Here is a 13072-nt window from a genome sequence, read left to right as displayed (position 1 = left end):
CACGGTGCCGTGCGCGACTCCTGTGGAGCAGAGTCGTAGGACACGCGCCGACCAGCCCAAAGACACCAAGATCAGGGGGTCTTCGGACCTCGTGGGCCGCGGTGCGCGAGCGGGCCCCGGCCACCCGCCGTGCGGCGCCCGGGTGTCACTGCCGACCCGCTGGGCGCCGCAGCCCGATTCGGCGCGGGCCTTCTGCTGTGCTGGGGCTCATGACGTCCGCAGCGGCACCCGAGCCGACCCCAGCCCCGCCTCCCACACCCGTGACAGCTCCCGCACCTCCTCCGGCAGCCGTGCGGCCCCTCCGCGCGCGGGGGCGCGAGGAGGCGCATCGGGCCGCGACTCCGCTGGAGCTCTTCTTCGACCTCTGCTTCGTCGTGGCGGTCGCGCAGGCCGGGGCCGAGCTCGTGCACTCCGTCGCCGAGGGGCATGCGGGCGAGGGCGTGCTCAACTACGCGATGGTGTTCTTCGCGCTGTTCTGGGCGTGGGTCAACTTCTCGTGGTTCGCGTCGGCATACGACAACGACGACGTGCTCTACCGCGTGGTCACGCTCGTACAGATCGCCGGTGTGCTCGTGTTCGCCGCCGGGGTGTCCAAGGGGTTCGAGGAGCACGACTTCCTGCTCATCTGGCTCGGCTACCTGATCATGCGGGTCGCGCTCACCGTCCAGTGGCTGCGCGTCGCCTGGTCGGCGACGGGCGCCGAACGCACCACCGCGCTGCGGTACGCGTGCGGGGTGCTGGTCTGTCAGATCGGCTGGTCGGGGCTGCTGTTCCTGCCCGAGGGCGGGCGGCTCTGGCTGTTCCTCGCGATGGCGGTCCTCGAGATGTGCGTGCCGGTGTTCGCGGAGAAGAGCTACACCACGGCCTGGCATCCGCACCACATCTCCGAGCGGTACGGCCTGTTCACGATCATCGTGCTCGGCGAGACGATCGCGGCGGCGACCGTCGCCGTGAAGTCCGGCATCGAGGAGAACGACGCACTCGGCGAACTCCTGCCCATCGCGGCAGGCGGTCTCCTGATGGTCTTCGCCGCGTGGTGGATCTACTTCGTCGTGCCCATCCACGGCCGCCTGAGCGGCAACCGGCAGGCCTTCCTGTGGGGGTACGGGCACTACGTCATCCTCGGCTCGGCCGCCGCGATCGGAGCCGGGCTCGAGGTCGCGGTCGAGGAGGCGGTCGGCAAGGCGCACATCTCGACGCTCGCCGCGTCCGCCGCGGTGACCGTGCCGATGGCGCTGTATCTCCTCACCGTCTGGCTGCTGCACTCCCGCTACTACAAGGTGGGCCTCGCCCAGCAACTGGTCCTGCCGGTCAGTGCGCTGGCGACGCTCGCGAGTACGTTCGCGGGCAGCTGGGCCGTCCTGGTCGCGGGGATCGTGGCAACGGCCACCGTCGCGACCGGTGTGACGCTTACCAGCCGGATGGCCCGCCAGGAGAGGGCCGCGTAACTCCCGCGCGTGATACGCAAGTCGGCATGGCTTCCTCCGACCCCCTCACCTCCCCCGGCTCTCCCCATCCCCTCACCCCTCTCAACTCCCTCACCGACGTCCCCGGCCTGCGTGTGGGTCATGCCACCCGCACCGCCCCCGCCCACGAAGGCCACCTCACCGGCACCACCGTCGTGCTCGCCCCGGTGGGCGGCGCCGTCGCGGCCGTGGATGTGCGCGGCGGCGGCCCCGGCACCCGGGAGACGGACGCCCTGGACCCCCGCAATCTGGTGCAGCGCGTCGAGGCCGTCGTGCTCACCGGCGGCAGCGCGTACGGCCTGGACTCGGCGACCGGCGTGATGGCGTGGCTGGAGGAGCAGGGCCGCGGCGTCAGGGTCGGCCCCGATCCCTCCCACGTCGTCCCCGTGGTCCCGGCCGCCTGCGTCTTCGACCTCGGCCGCGGCGGCGACTTCAGCGCGCGCCCCGACGCCACGACGGGCCGCGCCGCTGTGGAGGCCGCCGCGGCCACCGAGCCGTTCACGCCCGTCGAGGAGGGGAACGTGGGCGCGGGCGCCGGCGCCGTGGTCGGCAAGGTCAAGGGCGGCATCGGCAGCGCGAGCGTCAGGCTGGAATCGGGTGTCACGGTCGCCGCCCTGGTCGTGGCGAACGCCGCGGGCTCGGGGGTCGATCCGGGGACGGGCGCGTTGTACGGGCGGTACTTCGAGGGACGGCAAGTGGCCCATCCCGCCCCCGAGGTCCACGAGGAGGCCACGCGCCGCCTCGCCGAAGCCGCCGCCAAGAGTGGGCCTCCCCCGCTGAACACCACCCTCGCCGTGGTCGCCACGGACGCCGAACTCACCAAGGCCCAGGCGCAGAAGCTGGCCGGTACGTCGCACGACGGCATGGCGCGCGCCGTGCGGCCCGTCCATCTCCTCAACGACGGGGACACCGTCTTCGCCCTCGCGACCGGCGAGCACCCCCTGCCGGACGCCGCGCGGAACCCGCTCGCCCTGAACGAGATCCTCGCGGCGGGCGCGGACATGGTGACGGCGGCGATCGTCCGGGCGCTGCTCGCCGCGGAGTCGGTGAAGACACCGGGCGGTGACTTCCCCTCGTACCGCGACCTCTACACCACATAGTCCACAGAGGAACCCTTAAGGGAATCCCAAGAAAGAAACGCTACAAATAGCAGCAGAACAGCGCCCGTTGGGCCGTCGGCGGGCCATGCCGCTGTGCCCCCGCTCACACCAAGCGGACGGAACCTTTCCGCCTGCAGGCCGCTCTTAACTCGTACTGGATCAGAACGCGCACTTCGCACAAAGATGGAGCAGCCCGTGACAACGTCGCACATAGCCAAGCCCCGGCGACGCACCCTTCTGGCGGCCACCGCGCTCGCCGCCGTGGGTGCGCTCTCCCTCACGGCCTGCGGCGGCGACGCGGACGCCAACGGCGACAACAAGGACGGCAAGCCCAAGACCCAGGGCGCCGACATCAGCATCTCGGCGAAGGACGGCTCGACCGGCGCTTCGATCAACGCCACGGGCGTCAAGGTCAAGGGCGGCAAGCTGACCGAGGTGAAGATGACCCTGGTCTCCACCGGGGCGGCGGTCGACGGCACGCTCTCCGGCGACGGCACAAGCTGGAAGCCCAAGGCCCAGCTGGAGCGCGGCATGAAGTACAAGATCACGGCCGACGCGAAGGACACCAAGGGCAAGGAAGCGACCGAGAACTCGATCTTCACCACCGTCTCGAAGGACAACAGCTTCATCGGCAGTTACTCCCCCGACGGCGGCACGAAGGTCGGCGTCGGCATGCCGGTCTCCTTCAACTTCGACAAGGCGATCACCGAGAAGCAGTCCGTCCAGTCGCACATCAAGGTCACCTCCGACAGCGGCCAGAAGGTCGTGGGCCACTGGTTCGGGAACCAGCGCCTCGACTTCAGGCCCGAGGAGTACTGGAAGGCCGGCTCCAAGGTCACGATGAAGATCGACCTGGAGGGCGTGAAGGGCGCGGACGGCGCCACCGGCGTACAGAACAAGACGGTCACCTTCACCGTCGGCCGCGCGCAGGTCTCCACGGTCGACGTGAAGGCCAAGACGATGACGGTCGAGCGGGACGGCAAGGTCGTCAAGACCATCCCGATCTCCGCGGGCAGCCCGTCGAACCCCACGTACAACGGGAAAATGGTGATCTCCGAGAAGTTCACCCAGACCCGGATGAACGGCGACACGGTCGGCTTCGGCGGTGAGTACGACATCAAGGACGTCCCGCACGCGATGCGCCTGTCGTCCTCCGGCACCTTCATCCACGGCAACTACTGGGGCTCGCCCTCGATCTTCGGCAGCGCCAACACCAGCCACGGCTGCGTCGGCCTCCAGGACGCGCAGGGCGCGGGCGACTCCAGCACGCCGGGCGCGTGGTTCTACGACAACTCCCTCATCGGGGACATCGTGACGGTCAAGGGCTCCCCGGACGAGACGATCGCCCCGGACAACGGCCTCAACGGCTGGAACATGTCCTGGAGCCAGTGGACGGCGGGCAGCGCGGGCTGATTCCAGCCGCCGGGCCGACCCTCTCACCAGGGCCAACACCGCGAGCCGCACGGGAACTTGCCGTGCGGCTCGTACGTTTTCCTGTTCCCGGGCATGATGTCCGACGCAGGGGCTACGGTATGCACTCACAAGGTGACATGCAGCAACGCCGGGAGAGACCTTGAGCGTTCCGTACGAGTACGAGACGGCGTACGAGCCACAGTCGGCCGAGCAGAAGTCTCCGCACTCTCCGCAGGAGCATCTAGAGCGGCTTCTTCGCCGCGCCCTGAACTCCTTCGACCTGCCGGACGACACGATAGGACGCCTGGAGTCGGCTCTCGCGTACGACAGTTCGCTGCACTCGGCGCACCACAGCGCGGGCATGCACCGCGAGACGTACCGGCACACATGGCTGCTCGCCGACGCCGGCGCGCTCACCCTCTGGGAGCTCGCGCACAACACGGGCCCCGGCAGCCACCCCCAGTACGAGCTGTACGCGGACGAGGAGGAGGCCGGTGTCGCCACCTCGCGCCTGCCGCTCCCGCCCGACACCCCGGCCGCCGTCTGCGAGCAGCCCGTCGTGCTCCAGCTCTCGGTCACCGACGAGCCCCGTCATACGTACGTCCCGGACGACTCCGCGGATCACGCGCGCCGGCTGCTGCGCCGCGCGGAGAACCCGGTGAGCGAGGGACGGCCCGCCGAGGACATCGAGCGGTTACTGCGCTCGGCGTTCGCGCACCAGATCACCCAGGCCTTCGGCCGCCCCTGCCTGGCGGGCGAGGCACGCCTCTGCTTCTCGCTCTACGAACACGCGTTCCTGCTCTTCGACGGCAGCGAGCTCAGCCTCTGGGAGGTCGAGCACACGGTCACGCCGGACAAGCGGCACAGGTGCGAGGTGTACGTCTCCGAGGAAGCGGCACGCGCGGCGATGGAGCTGCGCGCGAGGAGCCTTCCGCAGCAGCGCACGAAGTAGGAGCCCACCGGAAGCAGGGCCCCTGCAAAGAACAGGGAGCGGCGTAAGGAGTCAGGAGTCAGGCGGGAGCGGCGTACCTGTACGGCCTCACGGCCTGCTGTCGCCGAACTGCCGCACGAGACCCGCGAAGGCGGCCCGCTCGTCCGCCGTCAGATCGACCGTCTCCGCGCGCGGCGGGCCGGTCTGCGCGGGCAGCGCGCGCAGCGCCTGTGACTGGCGCCAGACGTCCACGTCGACCTGGTCGCGACGCAGCACCCGCACCAGGCCCACGGCCCAGACGACGGTCGCCACGGCCAGTACGGCCACGCCTGTCTGCTGGAGGATCGAGACATTCTGGAGCATGCCGCACAGTAGACAACACGATCCGGGGCTTACGACAGGGGGGTTGTGGGACTTACGTCCTGAAGTGACGCATGTCGCACAACCCCCCTCATAGGGGCCGAACCCCATGGGGTGGGCGGCCGGTGCTCAGACCGCCGCCGGCAGCGGCTTCTCCGTCACGGCCGCGTCGGCCGTGGCGCCGCTCTCGGCAGGCGCCGTCCTGCGGCCGCCCTTGAGCAGGATGACCACCACGGTCGAGACGCCGACACCGGCGGCGATCGCCACCAGGTACAGCAGCGGCTGCCCGATGAGCGGCACCACGAAGATGCCGCCGTGCGGGGCCCGCAGCGTGCAGCCGAAGGCCATCGACAGGGCGCCGGTGACCGCGCCGCCCGCCATCGACGCGGGGATCACCCGCAGCGGGTCGGCCGCGGCGAACGGGATCGCGCCCTCCGTGATGAAGGAGGCGCCCAGGAACCAGGCCGCCTTGCCGTTCTCGCGCTCGGTCTTGGTGAAGAGCCGCCCGCGGACGGTGGTGGCAAGGGCCATGGCGAGCGGCGGGACCATGCCGGCGGCCATCACCGCGGCCATGACCTTGAAGCTGCCCTCGGTCGGGTTGGCGAGGCCGCCGACGGCGAAGGCGTACGCGACCTTGTTCAGCGGTCCGCCGAGGTCGAAGCACATCATCAGGCCGAGGATGACGCCGAGGATGATCGCGTTGGCGCCGGAGAGCCCCTCAAGCCAGTCGGTGAGCGCGCTCTGCAGCGAGGCGATGGGCTTTCCGATGACGAGGAACATCAGGAAGCCGACGATCGCGGACGAGATCAGCGGGATCACGACCACGGGCATGATGCCGCGCAGGACGGCCGGGATCTTCACGCGCTGGATGCCCATCACGACCCCACCGGCGATCAGGCCCGCCGCGAGGCCGCCCAGGAAGCCCGCGTCGATGGTGACGGCGACGGAGCCGCCGACGAAGCCCGGGACGAGTCCTGGCCGGTCGGCCATTCCGTACGCGATGTAGCCCGCGAGGACCGGCACCAGGAAGGCGAAGGCGAGCCCGCCGATCTGGAAGAGGAGCGCGGCCCAGCTGGTGGTGTCCGTCCACACGAAGTGCTCGGCGACCGACGGGGCCTTGTCGATCTTCCAGCCGCCGATGGCGAAGCCGAGTGCGATGAGGAGGCCGCCGGCGGCGACGAACGGGACCATGTAACTGACGCCGGACATCAGCCACTTGCGCAGCTTGGTGCCGTAGCCGTCGCCGCTGTCCCCGGCGTTGTCGACGGGGCTCGGTCCGACGTCCGCGGTGGTCTCGCCGCGGGCCGCCTTCGCCCGGACCTCGGCGATGAGTTCGGCGGGCCTGCTGATGCCGGCCTTCACCCCCACGTCGACGGTGGGCTTCCCGGCGAAGCGGTCCTTGTCCCGTACGGGGACGTCGTGCGCGAAGACGACGCCGTCGGCGGAGGCGATGACCGCCGGGTCCAGACGGGTGAAGCCTGCTGACCCCTGGGTCTCGACCGTCAGCTCCACGCCTGCCTCGCGGGCGGCGTTTTCGAGGGACTCGGCGGCCATGTACGTGTGGGCGATGCCCGTGGGGCAGGAGGTGACGGCCACGATGCGGAACGGCTCCGCCGGGGTGGGGTCGTTCTCCGGCTGCGGGTCGGTGGGTTCTTCTGTGGGCTCACCACCCGCCTGCTCGTCATCCCCAGTGATCAATGAAACCGCCGTCTCCGCGTCCGTCGCGGCCCGCAGCGCGCTCGTGAACTCCTCGTCCATCAACTGCCGCGCAAGGGACGACAGGATGGTCAGGTGCGCGTCATCGGCACCGGCGGGCGCGGCGATCAGGAAGATCAGGTCGGCGGGTCCGTCCGGCGCCCCGAAGTCGATGCCGTCGGCCGAGCGGCCGAAGGCGAGGGTCGGCTCGGTGACGTGGGTGCTGCGGCAGTGCGGGATGCCGATGCCGCCGTCGAGGCCGGTCGGCATCTGCGCCTCGCGGGCCGCCACATCGGCGAGGAACCCCTCCAGATCGGTCACCCGGCCCAGGGCCACCATGCGCTCGGCGAGGGCACGGGCCGCCGCTTCCTTGGTTCCGGCGGACCGGTCGATTTCGAGGTCGACCAGTTCCGCGGTGATCATCTCGCTCATCGCGGGCTCCTTCGCACGCGTATCGCCCGGAGGGCGGGGGTGGGGACGGGGGTTGAGAGGGTGGAGCTGAGGCCCTTGCGGGTCGTGTGGGGAGTCATGACACGGGCTCCGTCAGTACGCGGTCCATCGGGACCTCCGAGGTGACCGTGACCGCGTCGGGCGCGAGGTCCGAGGGGGTCGGCATCGCGCTGCCGGGGAGCTGGACCGCTGCGGCACCGTGCGCCACCGCCGATGCGAGGGCCGTGGCGCCGGTGCCGCCCGCGATGAGGAAACCGGCCAGGGAGGAGTCACCGGCGCCGACGTTGCTGCGTACGGCGTCGACGGGTGCGCTGCCGAAGTGGGCGCCCGAGTCGTCCACGAGCAGCTGGCCGTCGGCGCCGAGGCTGGCGAGCACGGCCCGTGCGCCCAACTCCCGCAGTTCCTCCGCCGCCTTGACCGCGTCGCCGACCGTCGCCAGGGGGCGGCCCACGGCTTCGGCGAGTTCCTCCGCGTTCGGCTTGACCACGTCGGGGCGCTCGGCGAGCGCGGCGAGCAGGGCCGGGCCGGAGGTGTCCAGGGCGATGCGGGCGCCTGCGGCGTGTGCGCGGGCCACGAGGTCGGCGTACCAGGAGGGGGCGAGCCCGCGCGGCAGGCTGCCGCAGCAGGCGATCCAGTCGGCGCCGGTGGACCGCTCCCGCACGGCGGAGAGCAGCAACTCGGCTTCGACGGACGTCAGTTCGGGCCCTGTCGCATTGATCTTGGTGAGCGTCCCGTCGGGCTCGGCGACCGCGATGTTCGAGCGGGTCTGGCCCGCGACCGGGACCGGGGCGACTTTGATGCCCTGCTCGTCGAGGAGCTGGGCGACGAGCGCGCCCGGTGCGCCGCCGAGGGGCAGGACGGCGAGCGTCTCCGCGCCCGCCGCGGCGACGGCCCTCGATACGTTGACGCCCTTGCCGCCCGGGTCCATCCGGTCGCCGGTGGCGCGGATGACCTCGCCGCGGTCCAGCGAGGGGACCTCGTAGGTGCGGTCGAGGGAGGGGTTGGGGGTGACGGTGAGGATCATGCGCGTACGTACCGTTTCCTTGCTGACCTGCGTGCTGTTACTGCTGCTGCCCACGTTCGGGTCCGTGCCCGTACCGCTCATGCCCGGATCACCTCCGTGCCGCCGCCCTCGATCGCCACGGCGTCCTCGGGGCTGAGTCCGGTGTCGGTGATCAGCAGGTCCACGTCGGCCAGGTCGCCGAAGCGCGCGAAGTGCTCCTGGCCGTGCTTGGTGGAGTCCGCGAGGAGGACCACGCGGCGGGCAGCGCCGATCGCCGCGCGCTTCACGGCGGCCTCGGCGAGGTCGGGGGTGGTGAGTCCCGCTTCCGCGGAGAAGCCGTTCGCGGCGACGAAGAGGACGTCGGCGCGGATCTCTCCGTACGCACGCAGCGCCCACGCGTCGACGGCGGCGCGCGTACGGCTGCGGACGCGGCCCCCGATGAGGTGGAGCTGGATGCCGGGGTGGTCGGCGAGGCGGGCCGCGGTGGGGAGGCCGTGGGTGACGACGGTGAACGTCGCTTCCAGCGGGAGCGAGGCGGCGAGGCGGGCGACGGTCGAGCCGGCGTCGAGGATGACGCTGCCTTCGGCGGGGAGTTCGGCGAGGGCCGCGTGGGCGATGCGGTCCTTCTCGTCGGCGGCCGTTCCCTCCCGCTCCGCGAGGTCGGGCTCGAAGTCGAGGCGTCCTGCCGGTATGGCGCCGCCGTGCACGCGGCGTACGAGACCGGCGCGGTCCAGGGCCTTCAGGTCGCGCCGGATGGTCTCGGCGGTGACCTTGAACTCCTCGGCGAGCGACAGCACGTCGACTCGGCCGCCGTCGCGTGCGAGCCGCAGGATCTCCTGCTGCCGCTCCGGTGCGTACATGTCCGTTTGCCTCCGCCTGATGCCCGAGCGTGTTGTTTCCCTTGCAGGCTACGGCTGGATTTCAGCAAAGTAAACACGTTCGGACCTTCGGCAGACACAAACGGACTTACGTCCCGGGACCACTGAGCCCTACGGCCAGCGGAAGCCCTCCAAGGTTTCGATGCAGTGTTCCGCCAGCGCTGCCGGGCCGCCCCCGCCCCCGGCGGGGTCGTCGCCTGCCGCCCACGTCTCCACCGCCACCCGCACCGCCGCACTGGCCACCCCCGCCACAAGCCGCAGCTCCAGCGAAGGCGCTCCCGCCCCACGGCCCTCCCGCTCCGTCAGGACGGAGAGCAGCGTCTCCTCCGAGGCGTGGCAGGCGTTCGACCACACCGCCCTGAGCGCCGCACTCTCCCCCGCCATCCGCAGCAGCGCCCGCACCCACTCCAGCGCCTCCGCGTCCCCGATCGCGAGCCCCGGCGCGGCATCGCTGTCGGGGACCAGCGCCCTCGACGCCGCGTGGCGCAGCGCTTCCCGCACCGGCAGCCCCGCGGGCGCACCCCGCACCGCCTCCGCCCACTGCTGCGCCCCGGCGGCGAAGAGCGGGGCCACAGCCTCCTCCTTCGTCGCGAAGTAGCGGTAGAAGGTGCGCGGCGCGACACCCGCCGCGCGGGCGATGTCCTCCGCGCGCGTGGCCCTCAGCCCGTTCTCGACGAAGAGCGCGGCCGCGGTACGGGCGATGTCCAGCCGCGTCTCCGCCTTACGGCGTTCGGTGAGCGAATCGGGCGCATTGAGCGAACTTGCGGGCATGCCAGGCAGGTTATGCCAGACGGCACAGGGACGGGCCCTCCCTCGGCACATCATGCCTGTGTGACAGAATCTGCCACCGTTGAGATCAAGTGCACAGGCCCAAGAAGTTCGAGAAGGTGGCTACACCGGTGCGTCGTCGACAGTTCCTTTCCCACTCCGCCGGCCTCACCGGCGTCTCCGCCCTCGGTCTCACCCTCGGCCTCGGCCCCACCCTCGGCGCCTGCTCGTCCGGCGGCGACACCACCACCCTCAAACTCCTCGTCGCCAGCTACGACAAGAGCGTCGGCTCCTCCATCGGCGACCAGTGGGGCGGCCTCGTCACCGCCTTCGAGAAGGCGCACCCCACCGTCAAGATCGCCCTGGAACGCGTCCCCTTCGACAAGCTCGACCGGACGCTCGCCCGCCGCGTGAAGGACGGCAACGCCCCCGACATCGCGCAGTCGAACGTCTTCGCCCCCTACGCCGAGGGCGACCAGCTCTACGGCGCCTCCGAGCTCTTCGACATCCGCACCGAGGCCGACTTCACCCGCTCGTACGCCGAGGCGGGATCGGTCAAGCACATCCAGTACGGCATCCCGTTCCTCGCCAGCACCCCGCGCCTCTTCTACAACAAGGCCCTCTTCAAGCAGGCCGCCATCAGCGGCGCCCCCACCTCCTGGGACGAGCTCCGCTCGGCGGCGCAGGCGCTGAAGGGGATCGGCGTGAAGACGCCGTACGGGCTGCAGTTGGGCCCCGAGGCCGCCGAGGACGAGGCCCTGTCCTGGATGCTCGCGGACGAAGGCGGCTACGCGGGCCTGGCCGGCTACGACTTCCACACCGCGAGCAACGTCCGGACACTGACCTGGCTGCGGGACGAGCTGGTGGCGAAGGGCCTCGCGGGCGCGGACCCGGCGGGGCTCAACAGGACGGCCGCGTACGAGCAGTTCATGCGCGGCAACATCGGGATGCTGATCGCGCACCCCGTGCTCATGGGCGCCGCCGACAAGGTCAAGTTCCCTTACGCCCATGCCGCGTTCCCCACGCGCAGGGGCGGGGCCGCGGCTCCCGTGGGCCTGAGCGACTGGCTGATGGCGTTCAAGCAGAACGGCCACGGCGACGCGTGCGGGAAGTTCCTCAGCTACCTCTACGGCCGCAAGTCGGCGAAGGCGTACGGCGGCGGCCAGGCCGCGCTCCCGGTCACCAGCTCCGCCTCGTCGGCGCTGCGCGCTGACGCGGCCCAGCGCCCGCTGTGGAAGTTCATCGACCAGATGCCGCAGGCGCAGTTCCAGCCGGTCAGCCTCCGCTCGTGGCCGACCGTGCGGGCGGCCATTCGCAAGGAGATCGGGGCCGCCGTCACGAAGGGCGGCAACCCCGGCGCCGTACTCGAAGCCCTGGACACGACGGCGGCCCAGGCGGAGCTCTAGGCTCCACCCGGGCCGCGCCCGCCGGTCCGACACCGCTCAGGAGGTCAACGCGGCCTCCCGCGCGGGAGCTTCACCGGCCGCATCCTCGCCCGCGTCCGCGACCGCATCCGCATCCTCGTCGCCGCCACCTTCGACGTGCTGCCGCGGCTTGCCCGGCAGGGCGAACATCAGCAGGAAGATGACGACGAGCACGCCGACGACCCACCACAGCGAGTTCTGGAACGCGCCCACGATCTCCGTGGGCACCTGGCTCGGCGCCGCCTTCTCGTCGATCATGCCGAAGAACACCACGGAGACCAGGCCGAGCCCCAGCGCCGTACCCATCTGCTGCACGGTGTTGAGCAGCCCGGACGCGGACCCGGAGTGCTCACGCGGCACGTCCGACAGGATGGCGTCGGTCAGCGGCGCGACGATGAGTCCCATCCCGGCGCCCATCACGACCAGCGGCAGAGCCATCTGCCAGGACGCGATGCCCGCGCCGTACCGGTCCGCCTCCCAGATGTAGAGCAGCACCCCGGCCGCCATGACGAGCGCGCCGGCCTGCAGCACCTTGCGCCCGAACCGCGGCACGAGCTTCTGCACGGACATGCCGGCCGCCACCGAGACGGCGATCGAGAACGGCACCCCGGTGGTGCCCGCCCGCAGCGCGCTCCAGCCGAGGCCCGTCTGCATGTATACCGTCCAGACCAGGAAGAAGATGCCCATCGCGACACCGAACACGGTCTGCACCGCGATGCCCGCGGCGAAGCTCTTCACCTTGAACAGGGACAGCTCCACGAGCGGCGAACCGTCCTTCGCCGCCTTCGCCTTCTCGTACGCGATGAGCGCGCCGAAGACCACGAGTCCGCCCGCCATCATCGCGTAACCCCACAGCGGCCAGTCCAGCTCGCGCCCACGGGTGAGCGGGTAGAGCACCATCAGCAGGCCGAGCGTGACCAGGACGACGCCGACGAGGTCGAGCTTGAGGGCCTTCGGGGCCTTGGACTCACTGATGAACTTGGCGCCCAGGATCAGTCCCGCGATCCCGACGGGCAGGTTGATGAGGAAGATCGGACGCCATTCGAGCCCGAACAGATTCCACTGGGTCAGCAGCGCGCCGAGCAGCGGCCCCGAGACGGCGCCGAGCCCCACGATCATCCCGAAGAGCCCGAAGACCTTGCCCCGCTCGTGCGCGGGGAACGTGGCGTGCACGATCGACAGGACCTGCGGCACCATCATCGCGGCCATGGCGCCCTGGAGGATCCGCGATGCGACCAGCATCTCCGGGTTGGCGGCGAAGCCGCAGAGCGCGGAGGCGAGGGTGAAGCCCGCGATGCCTATGAGGAACATCCGCTTGCGCCCGTGGATGTCGCCGAGCCGCCCGCCGGTGATCAGTCCGGCCGCGAACGCGAGCGCGTAGCCCGCGGTGATCCACTGGATCTGGCTGTACGAGGCGCCTGCGTCCTCCTGGATGGACGGGATCGCGATGTTGACGATGGTGACGTCGACGAGGTCCATGAAGGCCGCGGTCATCACGATGGCGAGGGCGAGCCAGCGGCGCCGGTCGGCTGCGGCGGCCGTTCCGGGCGGTGTCGTGGCGGGGCTGCTGTAAGTCATGGGAGG

Annotated in this window: 11 protein-coding genes; 5 read left to right on the top strand and 6 right to left on the bottom strand. The window is 70.9% G+C overall.

Annotated features, from left to right (window positions below):
- Nucleotides 1–209 precede the first annotated feature (209 nt).
- The 4 genes from ABZ833_RS22565 (at nucleotide 210) to ABZ833_RS22550 (ending at nucleotide 4931) form a co-directional block, all read left to right on the top strand.
- Nucleotides 210–1448, top strand: coding sequence for a low temperature requirement protein A (locus ABZ833_RS22565; RefSeq protein ID WP_361049315.1), 1239 nt, complete (start codon nucleotides 210–212; stop codon nucleotides 1446–1448).
- Between the two features lie 26 nt (nucleotides 1449–1474).
- Nucleotides 1475–2566: a P1 family peptidase gene (locus tag ABZ833_RS22560; RefSeq protein WP_361049313.1), complete on the top strand. Its 1092-nt coding sequence runs from the start codon at nucleotides 1475–1477 to the stop codon at nucleotides 2564–2566.
- 183 nt (nucleotides 2567–2749) lie between these two features.
- A complete protein-coding gene (locus ABZ833_RS22555) occupies nucleotides 2750–3979 on the top strand; it encodes an Ig-like domain-containing protein (RefSeq protein WP_361049311.1) in 1230 nt (409 codons plus the stop codon).
- Between the two features lie 160 nt (nucleotides 3980–4139).
- Nucleotides 4140–4931 (top strand): DUF6227 family protein, encoded by a 792-nt coding sequence (locus ABZ833_RS22550; RefSeq protein ID WP_361049309.1) that lies wholly within the window; start codon nucleotides 4140–4142, stop codon nucleotides 4929–4931.
- 87 nt (nucleotides 4932–5018) lie between these two features.
- Here the strand turns inward: ABZ833_RS22550 and ABZ833_RS22545 are convergent, their stop codons facing one another.
- The 5 genes from ABZ833_RS22545 to ABZ833_RS22525 form a co-directional block, all read right to left on the bottom strand.
- A complete protein-coding gene (locus ABZ833_RS22545) occupies nucleotides 5019–5273 on the bottom strand; it encodes a hypothetical protein (RefSeq protein WP_249589379.1) in 255 nt (84 codons plus the stop codon).
- Between the two features lie 126 nt (nucleotides 5274–5399).
- A complete protein-coding gene (locus ABZ833_RS22540) occupies nucleotides 5400–7397 on the bottom strand; it encodes a fructose-specific PTS transporter subunit EIIC (RefSeq protein WP_361049307.1) in 1998 nt (665 codons plus the stop codon).
- Between the two features lie 94 nt (nucleotides 7398–7491).
- Nucleotides 7492–8439, bottom strand: coding sequence for a 1-phosphofructokinase (gene pfkB, locus ABZ833_RS22535; protein ID WP_361049671.1), 948 nt, complete (start codon nucleotides 8437–8439; stop codon nucleotides 7492–7494).
- Between the two features lie 77 nt (nucleotides 8440–8516).
- Nucleotides 8517–9278, bottom strand: a complete 762-nt coding sequence (locus ABZ833_RS22530; protein ID WP_361049305.1) for a DeoR/GlpR family DNA-binding transcription regulator — start codon at nucleotides 9276–9278, stop codon at nucleotides 8517–8519.
- Between the two features lie 129 nt (nucleotides 9279–9407).
- Nucleotides 9408–10067: a TetR family transcriptional regulator gene (locus tag ABZ833_RS22525; protein WP_361049304.1), complete on the bottom strand. Its 660-nt coding sequence runs from the start codon at nucleotides 10065–10067 to the stop codon at nucleotides 9408–9410.
- Nucleotides 10068–10195: 128 nt separating this feature from the next.
- Here ABZ833_RS22525 and ABZ833_RS22520 point away from each other — a divergent pair, with 128 nt between their 5' ends.
- Nucleotides 10196–11470, top strand: a complete 1275-nt coding sequence (locus ABZ833_RS22520; protein WP_361049302.1) for an extracellular solute-binding protein — start codon at nucleotides 10196–10198, stop codon at nucleotides 11468–11470.
- A gap of 36 nt (nucleotides 11471–11506) precedes the next feature.
- Here the strand turns inward: ABZ833_RS22520 and ABZ833_RS22515 are convergent, their stop codons facing one another.
- On the bottom strand, nucleotides 11507–13066 hold the full coding sequence (locus ABZ833_RS22515) for an MFS transporter (protein ID WP_361049300.1): 1560 nt from the start codon (nucleotides 13064–13066) through the stop codon (nucleotides 11507–11509).
- Nucleotides 13067–13072: the final 6 nt, after the last annotated feature.

Origin of the sequence: Streptomyces sp. NPDC047525 (genome assembly GCF_040643025.1) — a bacterium.
GTDB classification, from domain to species: Bacteria; Actinomycetota; Actinomycetes; order Streptomycetales; family Streptomycetaceae; genus Streptomyces; species Streptomyces durmitorensis.
Note: the sequence above shows the minus strand (reverse complement) of the source record. Positions and strands in the feature narration are given on the sequence as shown.